Genomic DNA, 18,155 nt, shown 5'->3' on the forward strand with positions numbered 1-18,155 from the left:
CGCTGTTCGGCCTCTACCCTTTCCTGCTGAAGCTCTACGCCGATGGCGGGTACCAGGGCGCCAACTTCCAGGCCGGGCTGCGCGCGACCTGCCGCCACATCAACCTGGAGATCGTCAAGCGATCCGAGTTACGCAAGTTCGTCGTGCTGCCGAAGCGCTGGATCGTCGAGCGCACCATCGCCTGGCTCAACCGCTGCCGACGATTGGCCAAGGATTGGGAGTGCCTGAACCGTCGCGCGCTTGCCTTCCTGCAATGGGCCTCCGTCCGACGTATGCTTCGAAGGCTATGTCAGAGAACAGAATGATCCCGGATGGACTCTAACACGAGCAAGCCACTCGGCACCGGATGCACGGCCGTCCACCACCTGACCGGCACAAGCGTCGGACGCAGACACGTAGATCGATAGCCGGGCGCTGCCGCTTGAGCCGCAACTCGGGGTGAACGCACGCCGCTGCTGCGGCTCACCTCTGTCACGTTCACAAGAAGCGTGTCCCAGGGTGTCACCACCGCGTCATGGAGCGTTAGGGCGGACCACTTTGGCCTTGCGTAAACCCAGCCCACCAACTTCACATGCTAAACAGTAAAAGGGACGTTTTACCTGCCAAGGGTGTCGTGACTACTTGAGGCGCGCAAGCCGGTTAGGGCCGCAAAGTCGCCAACGGACAAGCCGAACCATCTCTTTGCTGAGCAACGGGCTCGGCAATTCGCGCACATGGAATTCCACCGTCTGGTCGGGAGGAAATGATGGCCCAGAAAGTCGGGAATGTGGGTGACGTTCATGCCTTCGCAGGTTCAGCGGAGTATCACGTCACCGCCCTTCAGATGCCGATCTACTTCAACCGAGAGGGTGATCATGACCATAACGGCTTGATCTATGCTCTCGACGTCAACCTCCCCCTTCTCAAGTACATTCGTGCGCTGGCGGACGGCACAGACCCGAAGGCTTATGAAACGGCGGCGAAGGAGGTTGCGATCCGGCTGGGCATGCCGTTTCCGACCTGCCAAGAGAAGGCGAAAGCTCCGCACCCGCTCGTCCGTCCGCTCGTACTTCGAGTAAACAGGCACCGGACTCTTTCCATTAGGCTACGCAACGAAGTCGAAGGCCGCTGGGTTGGACTGCATTTGGTCGGCGGCGGCTACGACGTGAAGTCGAGCGACGGGTCCGAAGTCGGTGCAAACGGTCACTCCCTCGCGGCGCCCGGCGGACATCGCCACTACAGATGGACCTGCGAAAACGAAGGCGTTTTCCCGTTCCATGATGGCGGCAGCTACTCTGGTGGCGAAGACGGAACCAACGTCCATGGCCTGTTTGGCGCCCTGATTGTCGAGCCCGAACATGCCATCTGGCGCGATCCCGTCACTGGCCGCACTTCGACCGAAGGCCAGATGGACGGGCTTTACCTCGACATCATCCCAAGCGGCCAGGAACCGTCGAAAGTATTCCCGACCTCGGACAGCACGCTACCCGGTCACAAATGGGGAGACCCACAGGAGGAGCACGAGTTCGACAAGGAGGACCACCGCGAGTTTGTGATCTTCTTCCACGACGAGCCCGAGTTCCTCCCGCCGCATAACATAGTCGGGCGGGATCCGTGCCTGGCCGAGAACCCGCTACCAGGTGCGGGAGGCGAGCACGGTGGCCATGGCGCGGGCGACGACCATCTGCCCATCATGCCCGTGTCCTACCGCGCCGAGCCGATGGTGAACCGCGAACGGACCCTTTGGCATTGGGTGCAGGAGAAAAAACACGTTCTGGATCCTCCGGTGCTCAACGAGGAGCAGCACCACAGCAGTTGGCTATTCGGCGACCCCGCGACACCGATCTTGAAGGCTTACATCGGCGATCCGGTGCGCATCCGCTTCGTGCACGCGGGCGTCAAGGAAACGCACGTCTTCCACCTCCATCTTTACGAGTGGCACGCGGTCCCTGACGACAAGACCTCTCCACGTATCGACGCGATCTCCGTCAGCCCTCAGACAGCCCACACCATCGAACCCGCCTGGGGGGCAGGCAACCGGCACCAGGTTGCGGGGGACGTGATCTGGCACTGCCACCTCTACCCGCACTTCCACGAAGGCATGTGGGGCATGTTCCGCACCTTCGAGACCTTGCAAAAAGGGGCGGAGGAGAAGGTCGAAAGCCCGCTGATTGCCGACCCGGATCCCGTCTACCAAGGACGGAGGCTCGACCACTATCCCGACGGCACTCCCATCGAACGGCTGTGGCCTCTACCGGGTCGAGTACCTCCCGCGCCCACACCGGAACATCCTGGCTACCCCCTCTACATCCCAGGCAGGACCCAACAGAAGTCGCCGGTCCCTCCATGGCCTCTCGAGTACGAAGCGCTTCCAGCGAACTACGACTATCGCCCGAATCCAACGGAGCTCGAGAAGGGAGCGTTCAATGACAGGCCCGTTCCGGGCGAGATGTTCACGCGTCGACCTTTCAGTGAAGGGCAGAGCGTGGAATGGCCAGAAAACGTCCCATCGCAGTACAGTGGGAACGGCGACCGGGAGGTGGCGCACGACATCGCCGTGACGCTGACGCCGATCCACTACAACGGCCACGGATGGCACGATAAGCACGGCCATCTCTACTACCGAACCGCTGACGGCGAACCAGCCGAGGGCGGCGTCAAGCAGCCGCTGTTTTTCCGCGCGCAGCACGGCCAGATCCTGAACTTAACGCTCAAGAACGACCTGCCTCTCGAAATTCCGAAAACCGAGTTTGACCACGCGTTTCCTCCCTGTGAGGAACGGCCGTGGGAGGGCGAGTGCGCGCTGCATGTGCACATGGTGAAGTTCGACCCGATCTGCGCCGACGGAGCCAGTGTTGGCTGGAACTATCTCAGCGGCCCGGTTGCCGGGAAGAAGATGATATACCGCTGGTGGCTGGACCAGGAGTTTGGCACCATCTTCTTCCACGACCATCTCTTCGCCAACTACCGCCAGAAGCACGGCCTATTCGGCGCCTTGATCGTCGAGCCTCCCGGGGCGGAGTTCTACCATCCGACTGAAGACAAGAAGATCGTCAGTGGCATGCAGGCGCGCATCAGGGTGCCGGGCCGCGCGCCGGAGTGGTTCCGCGAGTTCTGCGTGGGCATCGGCGACTTCATCCCAATGTGGGACCGCGACGGCAACCCGCTGAACCCTCCGGAACACCCTGGCGGTCACGGCGACCAGGGCGTCATGGGTCTGAACTATCGCAGCGATCCTATCCACGAACGTCTCCGGACAGCGTCCCCGCCTGCCGAGATGGTTGACCCGGCCCTGTGGTTCAGTTCGAGGGAGCCATACAACCGCGACCCCTACACCGTGCGCTTTAACACCTTCGCTGGAGATCCCATCTGGTTCCGCCTCGTCCAGGGATCGCATGAGGAGCAGCACAGCTTTCAGATCCACGGCATGAGGTGGCAGCGCTTCCGCGTGAACCCAGACTCCGCCATCCGCAACCAGCAGACCTTCGGCTTGTCCGAGGCGTTCACCTTCATCCAGAACGAGCCCTACCTGCCTGGAGACTACCTCTACAAGCTGTCCAGCGCCGACGACCTCTGGCTAGGGTGCTGGGGCCTCATCCGAGCTTACCAGACTACCGACGGCGACGACAAAACCGGGGGTCTGAGGAAGCTTGGTAACCCGCCCGTAGCCGCCCTGCCGAATCCTGCCTTGATACGCGAGTTCCACGTTCGGGCAGAGAGAAGAAGGATTGTTTACCGAGACCCGGATCTTGTTGACCCCTTCGGCCTTGTCTACCAGCTTGAGAGGATCATCGGTCCGGACGGCATCGAGATACCCGTTCGCCAGCCTCGCTCCGAAAATCCCGCGGTGCCGCTGGTGCTACGGTGCCGTGAGGGCGAGACGGTGAGAGTGCGCCTGACGAACGGCCTTCCGCCCGGCACCAAACTGAGGCCAGAGCCCTTCGCGCCACGAGTGCCCGTCGAGGAGCGCAATCCCTTCTCGAACCGGCCGGAGCGCCCGGTTTCGTCCCAGGTGTCGATGCACGCGGACCTTCTTCGATACGACGTGACGAAATCTGATGGCGCGAATGTGGGGCGCAACGTGGACGCCTCCCCGCAGAGCGCGGCCCCGGGCGGACCAGCAGTAGTCTACGAATGGCATACCGACCGGCCGCCGCCGTCGGCGGAAAATCCCAATCCCAATGGGGGTGAGCCGCTGGGTCCGCTCCTCCTTCAAGACATGGCGGACTTCCGCAATCACCGGCACCACGGCTTGATTGGCGCACTGATCGTTGAGCCGAAAGATGCCACCCCGCTTTGGGTGAGGCCCGGGCAGCAGACGGCCACCGGCAAGCAGGAAGCCTGGGATGGCCCGCGCGCTACGCTGGTCGTCAATGGCGAACATGGGAAGGAACGCATCGAGGAGGTTGTGCTGCTACTCCAAGATGGCCTTCGGCATTATCTGCGCGGCAACATCCACATGCCCATTGCGGACGAACCCCCAGGCGCGGGCGAGGACGAACCCGATCACGAGGATCAGGGGCAGAAGGGCTTCAACTACCGCTCCGAGCCGGTCGGACCCGACATACAACGCATCCTGCAAGGCAAGACCGAGGGCTGGCTTTCGAATCCGCATCCTGCGACCCCCGTCTTCCGTGTTCCAAAGCGGAGCACCGTCAGGCTCCATTTGATCGGCGCGACCGACAAACCTCGTAACCAGAGCTTCACCGTCCACGGGGTGACGTGGCCGGAGTACCGCTTCCTGGGCCAGAAGAAGGGGCCGTTCGTGGCGTCGGAGGCGGCCATCACCACCGGAACCGCTAGGACCTTCGAGTTCAAGGTCCATGGCGCCGGGGACTATGCCTACCGGAGCGGCATACTGAAATGGGCGGTGCCTCAGGGGCTTTGGGGCATCCTTCGGGTGGGCAAGTCCACAACAGCATCCTCTGTGCTGTCCAAAACGACCGAAGCCGTCAGGCAGCAGCCCATGGCATCCCTGTCCATCGCTGGGGCCGTTGGCTGGATGTTTGGACTGCTTGCCAAGCGCAGGCGGTAGGCTTGACGGATGCCTCGGGAGCACTGGCGCGGAACACATCTAGGAACTCGCCACAAAGGTCGCTGCTCGGGCGCTGCCAGCCTACGGCAGGCGCCACTCTGGAGCGGGTGGGGTGGCTTACCCCCCTCCGTGGGGCGGCTCTGACCCGCGTCAGACCGCCCCCGCTTGGCGGACGTCGTCGCGATCCGCATTAAGAGGGCAAGCAGAGCCGCGTTGTTAGCGCGGACCAGCCTCGCCGCGCCGTGAGTGGTGCCTGGCGATCCGCGCCCGGCGCGCGATGAACAGCACGAGCGACAGATGGCCCGATGAGCTTCGTCGCTCTCGGGGTTCCGTCCCGGATTCTCGGCACGCCCCCCGACGGTGCCGTAGCGAACCAAGCGGCTCAAGAGGTCGCCTCCCAACCCCTGCTCTCAGCTTGGGCCGGTGCTGCTCTCAGCGGCCGGACCGCTTCGGCACTCCCTCCTCGGAAGCGACCAGATGAGCGACCGCCAGGGATGCCCCCGGCAGGCCATCCTCACAAAGCGCTTCCAGGGCGCGAAGCAGGTGCTCGGCCGCCTCCAACCGACCCTCGGCCAGAGCCCGCTCAAGCGCCGCCAGAATTTGGTCCTCGAGATGTGATCCTTCCGGCACGAACGTCTCCTTCCCGGTCTACGGTGAGCCGCCCGCGAACCTGGGACCTGCCGCCGTGGGAGGGTCAAGGGGCGCTTTCATACTTTGTCACACGGCATTCGCGTTCCGGACGGAGGCGCCCGGCATCTTCGCAGATACGGTGGCGTTCCCCGCAATGAGGCGGGCCGTCGGCGCCTGCTCGCGCCGCGGCCAACCAACGGCGGTGCACACGATAACGAAGGAGATACGCTGGGATGATCTACATCGGGACACTTCGCCGCACTGGCCTCGCGCTGGCACTGGGCTTATCGCTCGCGGCCTGCGCCCAGCAGCAGACCCCGCCGCCCGCCCAGCAGACCGGCGGCATGTCTGGCATGGGTTCCCAGGGCATGGCTGGGCACAACATGTCCAGCATGCAGGGCCACAACATGTCCGGCATGACCATGGAGCAGATGATGGCCCACTGCGCGCAGATGCGTCAGCAGATGCGGCAGGGCGCCACGATGAGCCCCGACATGCAGGCGATGATGGCTCATTGCGACCAGATGATGCGGCAGGGCGCCGGAGGAACCGCGTCGGGCGGCGCAAGTCAGCACAGGCACTGAACGGTAGCAGGCGGCCGGGTGGACTGCCAATTAGCCGAAGCATCCACGGCGCCCGGAGACTGTCCGGGCGCCGAATGCATCACGTCCTTGCCTCGATACCTTCTGGCGAGCGACGATGAGCAATATGCGGCAGTTTCAATCCACGCCCGGCACGCCGGGGAAGGCAAGGATTAACCTGCCTTCCTCAAGGATACTTCGGTCAAAGAGCCCATCAAAGTTTTATCGCTCGTAACCGAAGCGAGTTGGCGATGACGGACACCGAGCTCAGCGCCATGGCTAGCGCGGCAACGATAGGGTTGAACAGGATGCCGGTGAAAGGATAGAGCACGCCAGCCGCAACAGGAACGCCTAACCCATTGTAAATGAATGCAAAAAACAAGTTCTGCCGGATGTTGCGCATCACCGCGTGCGACAACTTGCGTGCCCGCGCGATGCCCGCGAGATCTCCGCGAACCAGCGTCACGCCCGCGCTCTGCATGGCGACGTCTGTGCCGGTTCCCATGGCCATGCCGACATCAGCCTCGGCCAGCGCCGGGGCGTCGTTCACCCCGTCGCCCGCCGTGGCGACGACCTTCCCCTTGGCCCGGAGTTCTCGGACGATGCGGTGTTTGTCCTCGGGCAAAACATCCCCCTGGAACTCGTCGATGCCAAGTTTGCGGGCCACTGCTTCTGCTGTCGTCCTGTTGTCGCCCGTCAGCATGACGATGTGGATGCCTTCACGGCGCAGGCTCTCCAGCGCGGCGGGCGTGGTCTGTTTAACTGGGTCGGCCACTGCGATAACGGCGCCTGGCCTGCCGTCCACGGCAAGGAAGAGTGCCGTGCCACCCTCACGCCGCAGGTCGTCGGCCCGGGTGGCTAAGTCACCCAGGTCCACTCCGAGCTCCTGCATCAGCCGCGCATTGCCCAGCGCGACCCGGTGCCCATCTACGGTGCCGGTCACGCCCTTGCCGGTGACAGAGGCGAAGTCGGCGGGCTCGCCGAAAGCCAGGCCGCGCTCCTTGGCCGCGGCCACCACCGCAGCCGCCAGCGGGTGTTCGCTCGACCGCTCCAGGCTGGCGGCGAGCGGCAGCACCTCGGCCTCGGTCAGCCCCGTCGCAGGAACGACGGCCACGACCTTGGGTTTGCCTTCAGTCAGGGTGCCGGTCTTGTCCACGACGAGGGTGTCCACCTTCTCCATGCGCTCGAGCGCTTCGGCCGACTTGATGAGCACCCCGGCACCGGCGCCCTTGCCGACGCCAACCATGATGCTCATGGGCGTAGCCAACCCGAGCGCGCAGGGACAGGCAATGATCAGGACCGAGACGGCCGCGATCAGGGCGTAGGACAGCGCCGGTGACGGTCCCCAGACCGCCCAAGCGATGAAGGCCAGCGCCGCGACCGCAATGACGGCCGGGACGAACCAGCCCGCCACCGTGTCGGCCATACGTTGGATGGGCGCCCGGCTGCGCTGCGCCTCGGCGACCATGGCCACGATGCGGGACAGCATGGTGTCGGAGCCGACCTTGTCCGCCCGCATCACCAGAGAGCCGGTTCCGTTCACCGTGCCGCCAATGACCTTGGCGCCGGGCGCCTTCTCCACCGGCAGGGATTCTCCGGTGACCATGGATTCGTCCACGGCGCCGCCGCCCTCAAGCACCTCGCCATCGACCGGCACGCTTTCGCCCGGCCGTACGCGCAGGCGGTCACCAGCCTGCACCTCCGCCAGCGCGACCTCCTCGTCATGGCCGTCCGGCTGGATCCGCCGTGCCGTCTTGGGCGCCATGTTTAGCAGGGCCCGGATGGCGCCGCCGGTCGCCTCGCGCGCCCGGAGCTCCAGCACTTGGCCAAGCAAGACGAGCACGGTGATGACCGCCGCTGCTTCGAAGTAGACGGCGACCGTGCCGTCCGCGCCCCGGAATCCTTCAGGAAAGATGCCGGGCAGGAAGGTGGCGACCACGCTGTAGAGGTAAGCAGCCCCGGTCCCGAGCGCGATTAGGCTGAACATGTTCAGGCTGCGGTTCAACACCGACTGCCAGCCGCGAACGAAGAAGGGCCACCCGGCCCAGAGCACGACGGGCGTCCCGAGCAGGAACTGGATCCAAACCGAGGTTCTGGGCGGCACCAGATGATGCAGGCCGAGGCCGGGAATGTGGGCGCCCATCTCGAGGATGAAAATGGGAAGGGTCAGAGCCAAGCCGACCCAGAACCGCCGAGTCATGTCAGTGAGTTCGTGGTTCGGCGCGGCCTCGGCGGTCACCTCCAACGGCTCCAACGCCATGCCGCAAATCGGGCAGTTACCCGGCCCCTGCTGCCGGATCTCCGGGTGCATCGGGCAGGTGTAGATGGCGGCCTTCTGCGCCGCCGTCGGCGCCGCCGTCTTCTCCGGCGCCAGGTATCTCTGCGGGTCAGCCTCGAACTTTCCCCGGCACCCGGCCGAGCAGAAGTGGAACGTGGTCCCGCTGTGCTCCAGCCGATGCTTCGAGGTCGCCAAATCCACTTTCATGCCGCAGACCGGATCTGTGACCAGGGTTGCCTCGGCCGTCGCAGCACCATGGTTGTGCCCGTGGCCGTGGTCGTGGGTACAGCCGGGGCCATGCCGGTGCTGCCCGTGATGGTGCTCGTGTCCGTGGCCTTGCTGTCCGCTCATCGTGCCGTCTCCGGATGGTCCGCTCAGGCGGGCCGGTGCTGGTCCGTCGTCGGCAAGGTGGGGTTTCCCATCATGGGAAGGTCAAGCGGGCGCCGATCTCGAAATGGCCGGACCGGCGCCCGCAGCCGTCAGCCAAAGATGTACCAGGAGCCGATGTCACTGGTGCCGTCCACGAACTGCGGTGTGTTGAACATGAAGTCGCTCTGCCGCAGGTCGTCCTTGGCCACCTCGAGGAGCAGGATGGAGCCGTCCTCCCCGCCGACGTCCCACGAGACTGTGGCACCGAGGTCGGTGTCCTCGACCTTCACGTCCTTCGCGTCTATGTCCATGAACGCTATGTGGTCGAGGAGGCCCTGCGACGTGCCGGTCGCTCGGGACGCGTTGCCGGAGGCTATCGCAGCGGCGCGGCGAGCGCAGCGACTGATGCGGCAGAACATCGCGTTCTCGCTGGGATACAACGCCGTTACGGTGCCCATGGCCGTCTCCGGCCGTGTCATCCCCCTGTTTGCGGCCCTGGTCATGGCCTCATCGTCGCTGGCGGTTACGCTGAACGCGCTGCGGGCAAGGAATGTCTGGCAGTCGGATGCTTAGCGGAACGTGCGTGCCAAGCAGGTGGCGATCGCCGCCTCCCTAGCGCTACCAGCCAACTCCCCTTTGGCTACATAGACTAATGGATCGATAGGTCGACACTAGCTAGGGCACGCCGTACAGCGGCTGCCACTCCAGCACGGCTGAGTGGTTTCCGGAGCATGCTCACTTGTGGCGGGAGCAGCCTGCCGCGCAAGACGTCGACGCGGCCCGTTGCCAACACAATGGGCAGCCCGGGGCAGCGCGCGTGGAGTTCCGCCGCCAGGTCCACCCCATCCATTGTGCCCGGCATCATCACGTCCGACAGCACTACGTCTAGCCCGAGGCCGCTCTCCAGCATCGCCAAGGCGGCATCGGCGTCCGCTGCCTCGACCACGCGGTAACGCAAGTCACTCAGCGTCTCCGCAAGGGCTTTACGGACGATTGCGTCATCCTCCACGAGGAGCACCGTCTCGCCCAACCCAGCTTCAAGCTTGGCCTCGAGCACAGGCGCCGCTGCATCCGGCCGGACCGTCTCGCTGCTCGCAGGCAGCAGGATGGCAACCTCCGTGCCCCAACCTGGTGCGCTCTTGATCCGTACGCTGCCTCCAGACTGGTGCGCAAAACCGTGGATCTGCGCCAAGCCAAGCCCGGTTCCCTTTCCTGGCGCCTTGGTAGTGAAGAACGGCTCGCAAGCGCGTCGCTGTACCTCATCCGACATCCCCGGACCATCGTCGCGGACCGCGATGCTGACGTAGGTACCGTCGGGCGGCCAACCATCTGCCGCACCCTTCACGCTCTCGGCGAGAACCGAGATTGTCAGCGTACCGGTTGCGCCGTCGAAAGCGTCACGCGCATTGATTGCGAGGTTCAGCAGCGCGGATTCCAACTGGTTCCGGTCCGCCAGACAGGCTCTGACCCCGGGATCGGCCTCCACGCGCAGCGCGACCCGCTCGCCCAGAGTGCGCGCCAGCAAGGCTTGCATGCCCTCAACCACCTCGGTCGGGTTCAATGGCCGTGGCTCGAGGCGCTGGCGGCGGGCGACGGCGAGAAGTTGCGATGTGAGTCCCGCTGCCTTTGTGCCAGCCTCGAGCGCGTTGCCCGCAAGCCGGGTGATGTCCGGTCGATCGCTACCCAGACGGCGGCGGATCAGTTCGAGATTGCCGTTTACGGCCTGGAGCACGTTGTTGAAGTCGTGCGCGATGCCGCCCGTGAGTTGGCCAATCGCCTCCATCTTCTGCGCGTGCCGTAACCCTTCCTCTGCCTGGACGCGTTTGGTGACATCGGTCACCACGCCCTGCGTGCGAACGAACGCGCCCGCAGTGTTGCGGAAGGCGCGGGCCGAGATCTCTACCTCAGCCACCTCGCCGGAACGCCTCACCATCTGGAAGCGCACATCATCGAGGACACCCTCCTCCAAGAAGCACGGCCAGGTTTCAGCAAAAGCACGAGCCGCCTCCGGCGTCAGGAACTCGGTGAAGTCTCGGCCAACAACCTCTTCCCGGCTGTAGCCCATGAACTCGGCCCAGCGCTTGCTGACCACCACAATCCGGCCATCGATGTCGAGCGAGTGCATGGCTGCGGGCGCTTCAACGAACATACCGCGGTAGCGCTCCTCGCTCTCGGCCAAAGCTTTGCTGGCTGCCTGGATCTGCGCATGTGAAGGCAGTGCGATAGCCTTGGGCATCAAAGGCCAGAGCGCAATGGCGGTGGCGACCGAGATGGCGGCGGTGAGCACCTTGACGATGGCCTCGGCGCCGTAGGCCGGAACCCAAAGGGTGAGAAGGTCCATCCAGTGCCCCGCACCGCAGAGCAGGATGAAGGCGGCGAAGAGCCAGAAGATCGGCCGGAACACTAGGTCATGCCGCCGCCGGGCGAAGGTGACTAGGGCGAGCGGGATAGAGAAGTAGGCAATACCGATGGCTGCATTGGCTAAGCCATGCGTCCAGATGAGCCAGGGCTCCCAGAGCAGGCAGAAGCCATGCGGTGTGAGGCCAGTCGGATCGAAGAGCCAGCGGGTCAGGGCAGAAGCCAAGTCATTCTCATCCAGCTACCGAATATCAACAACCAACGGTAGAGTATCGTGGAACTTAAAACATAATCGAAAGCTTAATAACAAAACCGAGAGATGAGCGCGAGCGCTATCGGGCATGGCCTCAGAGAAGAAGCGGAGGCGGATTGGTACAAAATTGGTTTGGAAGGAGTGACCAACTGACTGCGCTCGTGTGGCAGTCCTGGCCCACGGTGGAGGTCAGCGTGGATGTTCGCATCCTCCACAACCTCGCAACGACCGGTCAAACGCGCAGGTAAGCGAGAAAACGAGGCACAACCCTCGTTTCAGGTGCTCCCAACTCACGGTATTGAGAGTTTAGTTCGGCAAAGATGCCGTAGGTCTCGTGTCTGGAGCCGTCGTTTGCCCCAGTTGCCTTTCGCTAACGCCAGATGGCTGAACCGAGCGGATCACTGCCCTCCCGTGCTGCGCTCCAAAACTGCCAGGGAGCAGAGAGCCTCTTGGTGGCGGGTAGGCCTTGGCGCCGTGCTTGGTGCCGGTGTCGCGGTAGCGGCGGTCGGTTACCTCGCCACACAACGCGAAGCGGCTCTGCGTGATGCGGAGCATGAGGTGCGGAACCTCTCTCTCGTTCTGGCGGACTGGCTCGAGGATGGCTTCCGCTCGGTCGAGCACCTCGAACTCAGCGTTGCTGAGTGGCTGCGTGCCGAAGGAATCGCCACGTCAGAGGAGTTTCGTCACCGTTCGGCGACGCGCGAGGCACACGACGCCCTGCGGGCGCGCGCGGCGGCTATGCCGCGGGTTGACCGCCTCCTGTTGATCGACAGGGACGGCAGGGTGGTTGCCAACTCCACTACCTTTCCCGCGCCGGACATCAACGTTGCTGGGCGCGACTACTTCGAGGCCCTGCGGCGCGGTGACGGGCCGGACACCTTCTTAAGCGCTCCGGTGCGGAACCAGCTTAACGGCAACTGGACCATCTTCGTCGCCTGCCGGATCCGCAGCGATGATGGGCGCCTCCTTGGGATCGTGGGTGCCGCAGTCGACCTCCAGCGGTTCGAGGCGTTCTTTAGCAAGCTCTCCCTTGGGCGGGGGAGCTCGGTCACACTCGTGCGGCGCGATGGAGTGCTGCTCGCACGGCATCCCCGGGTCGAAGCGGCTATCGGCGGCTCGATCGCGCAGAGCGAGATCTTTACTAAGCTGTTCCTGGTATCCGCGGGCGGCGCTCTGCGGACCACGAGCCCAGTCGACGGCGTCAAAAGGATCCTCGGCGCACAGGCACTTCGCGAGTTCCCTCTCGTAGCTGTGGTGACACGCGCGTACGACGAGGTGCTTGCCCCATGGCGGCGCGAGGCATGGCGCGTTGGCTTTGCCGCCCTGCTGATCGAGGGGTTCATCGCAGCAGGCGTGCTTCTGGCCGGTCGCCAATCCCACGCTCGGGCGGCAGCAAACGCGGCTGAGGCGGAACTCGCCCTCTTGCGCGAACGGGAGGCAGCCGCGAATGCCCTGGCTGAGCGCGACGATGCACTGCGTGCAGTATTCGAGACTGGGAGCGTGGGCATCGCCGAGGTAGACACGGCCGGGTACCGTTTCATTCGGGTCAACGCTCGCTTCTGTGAGATGACCGGTCGCAGCCAGGCCGAGCTCCTTGGTGGCCTGGGCCCGACCGATGTGATCCACCCCGAGGACCCTGAGGCTGACCTGGAGGGGTGGCATGCCGTCGGCGCCATGGCAGGGTTCCAAGACGCGGAAAAGCGCTACCTCCGCCCGGACGGCTCAGTTGTGTGGGTCCACCTCAGCATCACCGTCTCGGCGCGCGGTGCGGACGGGCGGCCCACCCGATGCGTTGCCGTGGCGCAGGACATCACCGAGAGTCGAACGGCGGCCGAGCGGCTACGGGCGAGCGAGGAGATGCTACGCGTGGGCCAAGCCGTGGGCCGGATCGGCAGCTTCCAGCGTGACCTCGCCACCGGCGCCCTGCATTGCGGTCCGCAGACACGTGAAATCTTCGGCCTGCCCGCGGGCGACGCGCCGATACCGCCTGAGGAATGGATAGCATCGCTGGTGGAGGAAGACCGGGTCCGCGTTGCCGCCCTGATCCGAGACGCCATTGCCCGACGCGAACCTGAAATTGCCTGCAACTACCGCATCCGGCGCCCGATGGACGGTAGCTTGCGCTATGTCGAAATGAGAGCTCGCTACCAGTTCGATCACAACGGTCATCCGATCGGCTCGGTTGGTGTGGCTATCGATGTCACCGAGCGGCGTGAAGCGGAGGAACGACTGCGGGCGAGCGAGGAGATGCTGCGGCTCGGCATGGCGGTCGGGCGAATCGGCGCCTACGCCCGTGATGCCAACGGCGACATTTGGTGCGGCGCCGAAACACGCGCGCTCCACGGGCTTCCGGACGGCGTCCATCTAATCCCAACCGCGACCTGGCTCGCGACAGTCTTGCCAGAAGATCGTGAGCGTATCGTCGCTGAAATGGCCGATGCCCGCGCCCGCCGCCTGTCTGAGGCCTCGTTCCACTATCGCTGCCGTCGTATGAACGACGGGCAGATACGGCATATCGAGGCTCGCGCGCGCTACCAGCATGATACCGAGGGACAAATCATCGGTTCGACCGGTGCCATCGTCGACGTCACCGAGGCCCGTGAGGCTGAGGCGTTGCTGCGATTCAGCCTTGAGGTTGGTCGTATTGGCACCTTCCGCCATGACTTCGCCAAGCGGGTGGTGACTGTCGGCGCCGAAACGCGAGCGATCTATGGCCTGCCCGAGGGCGGCGCTTTGACCGAGGATGCGTGGTGGTCGCCAATCCTGCCCGAGGATCGGGAGCGGCTCTGCGCCGAGATCGCGCGCGGCTTGGCCGCCGGTGAGGCAGAGGGTGGCTGCGATTATCGTGTCCGCCGGGTCTTCGACGGCGGCCTGCGCCATGTCGAGGCGCGGGCTCGTTATGAATATGACGCCGACGGCAGGCCTGTTGCAGCAGTGGGCGTGGTGATCGACGTGACCGAGCGGTGTCAGGCCGAGGAGCGCATCGCACACCTCGCCCACCACGACGCCCTGACCGGGCTGCCGAACCGGGTGCTGTTCCGCGAAAGAATGGACGGCGCGATCGCCCGGGCACGCTTCGGTGAGGGTTTCGCTGTACTCTGCCTCGACCTCGATCGTTTTAAGGAGGTGAACGACGCGCTCGGTCACCCGGTTGGGGATGCCCTGCTCTGTGCCGTCGCTGACCGACTGCGGGCCGAGTTGCGCGACACCGACACCCTCGCCCGCCTCGGCGGTGACGAGTTCGCGTTGATTCAGTCATGCGCCGACCAGCCCGGCGATGCCACCGCTTTGGCGCGGCGCCTGGTCGAAGCGGTCGCCGCCCCCTTCCAGATCGACGGCCACCAGATCTCGGTCGGCACCTCGATAGGCGTCGCGCTTGCGCCGGGCGATGGTCTTCACCCCGACGCACTGCTCCGAGCCGCCGATATGGCGCTCTACCGCGCCAAGGCGGACGGCCGCGGCACTTGGCACTTCTTTGAGCCAGAGATGGACGCGCGCATGCAGATGCGCCGCACCTTGGAACTCGACCTCCGCCGGGCTCTTGTCGCGGGCGAGTTCGAGGTGCACTACCAACCGCTCGTTGCGATAGCCACGCGCCAGGTTACTGGCCTAGAGGCTTTGGTGCGCTGGCACCATCCTGAGCGTGGGTTAGTGCCGCCCGACCGTTTTATCCCGCTCTGCGAGGAGATCGGCCTCATCGTGCCGCTCGGCGAGTATGTTCTCGTCCGCGCCTGCGCTGACGCCGTGCACTGGCCCGGTACGCCCAAAGTGGCGGTCAATCTCTCGCCTGTGCAGTTCGCCAGCCCCGGCCTGGTCGATGCCGTTGCCTGGGCGCTGGCCACCTCCGGCCTCGACCCGGCCAGGCTTGAGCTCGAGATCACCGAGACGGTAATGCTGCGGGACACCGAGGCGACGCTGGCTATTCTCTACCGGCTGAAGGCGCTCGGGGTTCGCATCGCCATGGATGACTTCGGCACCGGTTATTCCTCGCTGAGCTATCTCCAACGCTTCCCCTTCGACAAGGTCAAGATCGACCGCTCCTTCATCCGCAGCCTGGACCAGTCCCGTCAGAGCAACGCCATCGTTCGGGCTGTGACCGATCTGTGCGGCGGCCTCGGCATGACCACCACGGCCGAGGGCGTCGAAACCGAGGAGCAGTTTGCAGCGCTTCGGCGCGAGGGCTGTAGCGAAGCCCAGGGCTACCTTTTCAGCAAACCACGTCCGGCCAACGAAATTCCAGCAGTACTCAGGACGTTGGACACTGCTCGAGAGCATCTGGAAAGCGTCACTTACGCGATTTGAAAGATCTTCTCACCTCACAGTTCGCCCTGTTGAGGTCCGATTGGTAAGCCACGTCTACACTCGCGGGAGGCCTGAAGCGGGTTGAGACACCAGCAACGTTCATGGCGCACGTTCTTGCGAGTACCCTGCTGCGGTCCTTACCTGGAGCCACTTCAATGCCCGGTCCCGCATCGATAGTCGCCGGGGCGGTGAATTTTCTAATGCCCTCCAGGCGCCGAACGACGGGGTACTCAGTTTTATTGGGTTTCCTGCTCGCGGCAGGTGTGCTCACCGTCGTCAGTTTGGCATTGCTCGATGCCCGGCGCGACGCCTGGGAGCGGGCTAGTGACGCATCGGCTAATCTGGCCCGTGCCCTTGAGCGCGACCTCTCCTCCGAAATCAAGTCCATCGACCTGTCCCTCCAAGCTGTGATCGACACCATGACGCAGGTCGGTGCCGAGCAAATCACCGCCGAGTTCCGCCGTGCGATTGTGTTGCGGCATGTAGATGCTGCCCGCTACCTCGACGCTGTGCTGCTCCTCGATGAGACCGGTGAGATCGTCTTCGACACCCGCGAGCGAATGCCGGAGACGCCGGTCAACCTCGCAGACCGCGATTACTTTGCCGCTCATCGCAAACGGGCCGACTATGGTCTTTTCGTGAGCAAGCCCTTCCGCAGCCGCCTCGCCGATGGGCAGTGGAGCATCGGTTTCAGCCGCCGCCTGTCCCAGCCCGACGGTTCTTTCGCAGGCGTCGTACTCGGTGTCATCCGGCTCGGGCGCCTCGAGGCGGCGTTTGAGGGCATGCAACTCGGCCCGGGTGGGGCGATGACCTTGTTCCGGCAAGATGGCACTATCCTCGCCCGCACCCCGGCCGACGAGCGTCAGCTTGGCCGCGACCTGAGCAGCGCTCCGGCGGTCCGGCGGGCGCAGCAGGCGGATGCCGGACAGTTTGTCGCCATCTCCGGCATCGACGCGGTGGAGCGGCTCTATACCCATCGGCGCCTCAAGGATGTTCCAATCTTCATCAATGTCGCCCTGGCCGTCGATGACGTCTACGCGGCCTGGCGGCGCAAGGCGGCTGCCATCGGTGCCGTGATGCTCCTGCTGGTTGGGGCCATGGCTGTCATGTTTGTCCGTCTTCAGCGAGAGTTGGTACACCGCCGAGCCCTGGAGCAGGCCGCCCGTGCGAGTGAGGCGACTTTCCGCCTGCTCGCCGAGAACTCTAGCGACATCGTATCCCGCCTCGACTCTGACGGCAGGCGCCTTTACGTCTCGCCCGCAGCAGAACGGGTGCTTGGGCGTCCGTCAGCCGAACTGATTGGCCGGTCGGCGCTCGACGACGCAGTGCCAGAGGATCTTCCTGTTGTGCAGGAGGTCATGGCACGCCTCCGCGCGGGCGAGCGGGAGGTGCGGGTTGAGTACCGCGTCCTGCGGCCCGACGGGGAGATGGTTTGGTTGGAAGCATCCGCGCGCGCGACCCTCGACCCGCGCACCGGCGAGCCGGACGGCGTGGTGGCCGTCGCCCGGGACGTGACCGAGCGCAAGTCGCTGGAAAACAAGCTGGCTTCGCTCGCACGGACAGATGGGTTGACCGGCTTAGCCAACCGCCGCACCTTCGATGAGGCGCTGGCGGCGGAGTGGCGGCGGGCCCGGCGTGATGAAGCCCCGCTTTCCTTGCTGCTGCTCGACATCGATCGCTTCAAGCTTTTCAACGACACCTATGGGCATCCCGCGGGTGACGAGTGTCTGAAGGCCGTCGCCAAAGCGATTACCGCCGCCGTTCACCGCCCGGCCGACCTTATTGCCCGTTATGGCGGCGAGGAGATTGTAGTCCTGCTGCCGGGCATTCCGTCAGACGGCGCGGCGGTGGTAGCTGAGCGGGTCCGCGCCGCCATTGAGGCGGTCGGGCTGGCGCACTCTGCAAACCTTCCCTTCGGCGTGGTCACGGCGAGCGTCGGTGCCGCGACGGCGCTTCCTGTGGCTGGGTCAGACCTCGCGGCCGGGGCGCTGGTAGCGGCCGCGGATGCGGCGCTGTATTCGGCCAAACACTCTGGCCGGAACTGCGTCACGGTCGCCACCTCCGTGCCGCCACTGGCCACTCCGCTGCCTTTACCGGCGGACGAGGGGGCACGGCTGGCCGCCCGTGACGCCGCGGCAACTACCGACTCACGCAACTAAAGTAGCTGAGCACATAACCTGCCTCGCGGCGGCGTTGCTCGGCATACCAATGGCTGTTCTGTCGCCTGTTGATAGAGACCAGCAGGAACTGGCCGCCCACGTCGGATCGGAGGCGGAGCGCACGCTGCGGATCTGTCCTTCTGCTGCCAAGTCATCGGCAGCGTCGAGGACATCGTGGTTGTCTCTGACGCGGCGCTCGATCTGCGTTCGA

General features: G+C 64.8%; 9 protein-coding genes. 6 read left to right on the plus strand and 3 right to left on the minus strand.

Going from position 1 to position 18,155, the window contains the following annotated elements:
- From EP26_RS21760 to EP26_RS21780, 4 genes are all read left to right on the plus strand, one after another.
- Positions 1-305 (plus strand): transposase (locus EP26_RS21760; protein ID WP_043341844.1); only part of this gene is annotated, 305 nt, incomplete at its 5' end.
- Between the two features lie 440 nt (positions 306-745).
- Positions 746-5,014, plus strand: coding sequence for a multicopper oxidase domain-containing protein (locus tag EP26_RS21775; protein ID WP_169747443.1), 4,269 nt, complete (start codon positions 746-748; stop codon positions 5,012-5,014).
- A 477-nt stretch (positions 5,015-5,491) separates the two neighbouring features.
- The gene (locus tag EP26_RS35100; protein WP_157033667.1) at positions 5,492-5,632 is read left to right on the plus strand and encodes a hypothetical protein; all 141 of its coding nucleotides are present in this window, start codon (positions 5,492-5,494) and stop codon (positions 5,630-5,632) included.
- Between the two features lie 245 nt (positions 5,633-5,877).
- Positions 5,878-6,228: a hypothetical protein gene (locus EP26_RS21780; protein ID WP_052213721.1), complete on the plus strand. Its 351-nt coding sequence runs from the start codon at positions 5,878-5,880 to the stop codon at positions 6,226-6,228.
- 211 nt (positions 6,229-6,439) lie between these two features.
- Here EP26_RS21780 and EP26_RS21785 read toward each other — a convergent pair whose 3' ends face one another.
- The 3 genes from EP26_RS21785 to EP26_RS21795 all read right to left on the minus strand — a co-directional run bounded on the left by EP26_RS21785 (position 6,440) and on the right by EP26_RS21795 (position 11,456).
- The gene (locus EP26_RS21785; protein ID WP_043341858.1) at positions 6,440-8,854 is read right to left on the minus strand and encodes a heavy metal translocating P-type ATPase; all 2,415 of its coding nucleotides are present in this window, start codon (positions 8,852-8,854) and stop codon (positions 6,440-6,442) included.
- Positions 8,855-8,982: 128 nt separating this feature from the next.
- Positions 8,983-9,375, minus strand: coding sequence for a hypothetical protein (locus EP26_RS21790; RefSeq protein ID WP_157033668.1), 393 nt, complete (start codon positions 9,373-9,375; stop codon positions 8,983-8,985).
- 146 nt (positions 9,376-9,521) lie between these two features.
- Entirely contained in the window at positions 9,522-11,456 is a 1,935-nt protein-coding gene (locus tag EP26_RS21795; protein WP_052389501.1) for a PAS domain S-box protein, read from the minus strand.
- A 585-nt stretch (positions 11,457-12,041) separates the two neighbouring features.
- Here EP26_RS21795 and EP26_RS32245 point away from each other — a divergent pair.
- Complete coding sequence (locus EP26_RS32245) at positions 12,042-15,785, plus strand: bifunctional diguanylate cyclase/phosphodiesterase (protein ID WP_052389502.1); 3,744 nt, start codon at positions 12,042-12,044, stop codon at positions 15,783-15,785.
- 239 nt (positions 15,786-16,024) lie between these two features.
- The gene (locus tag EP26_RS21805; RefSeq protein ID WP_169747445.1) at positions 16,025-17,944 is read left to right on the plus strand and encodes a diguanylate cyclase; all 1,920 of its coding nucleotides are present in this window, start codon (positions 16,025-16,027) and stop codon (positions 17,942-17,944) included.
- The last annotated feature ends 211 nt before the right edge of the window (positions 17,945-18,155 follow it).

The sequence above is a fragment of the Belnapia moabensis DSM 16746 genome (assembly GCF_000745835.1).
GTDB classification, from domain to species: domain Bacteria; phylum Pseudomonadota; class Alphaproteobacteria; order Acetobacterales; family Acetobacteraceae; genus Belnapia; species Belnapia moabensis.

Bases quoted from the DNA above. Each gene is read 5' to 3' on its own strand.
- EP26_RS21775 (WP_169747443.1), top strand. From the start codon at position 746: ATGGCCCAGAAAGTCGGGAATGTGGGTGACGTTCATGCCTTCGCAGGT.
- EP26_RS35100 (WP_157033667.1), top strand. From the start codon at position 5,492: ATGAGCGACCGCCAGGGATGCCCCCGGCAGGCCATCCTCACAAAGCGC.
- EP26_RS21780 (WP_052213721.1), top strand. From the start codon at position 5,878: ATGATCTACATCGGGACACTTCGCCGCACTGGCCTCGCGCTGGCACTG.
- EP26_RS21785 (WP_043341858.1), bottom strand. From the start codon at position 8,854: ATGAGCGGACAGCAAGGCCACGGACACGAGCACCATCACGGGCAGCAC.
- EP26_RS21790 (WP_157033668.1), bottom strand. From the start codon at position 9,375: ATGACCAGGGCCGCAAACAGGGGGATGACACGGCCGGAGACGGCCATG.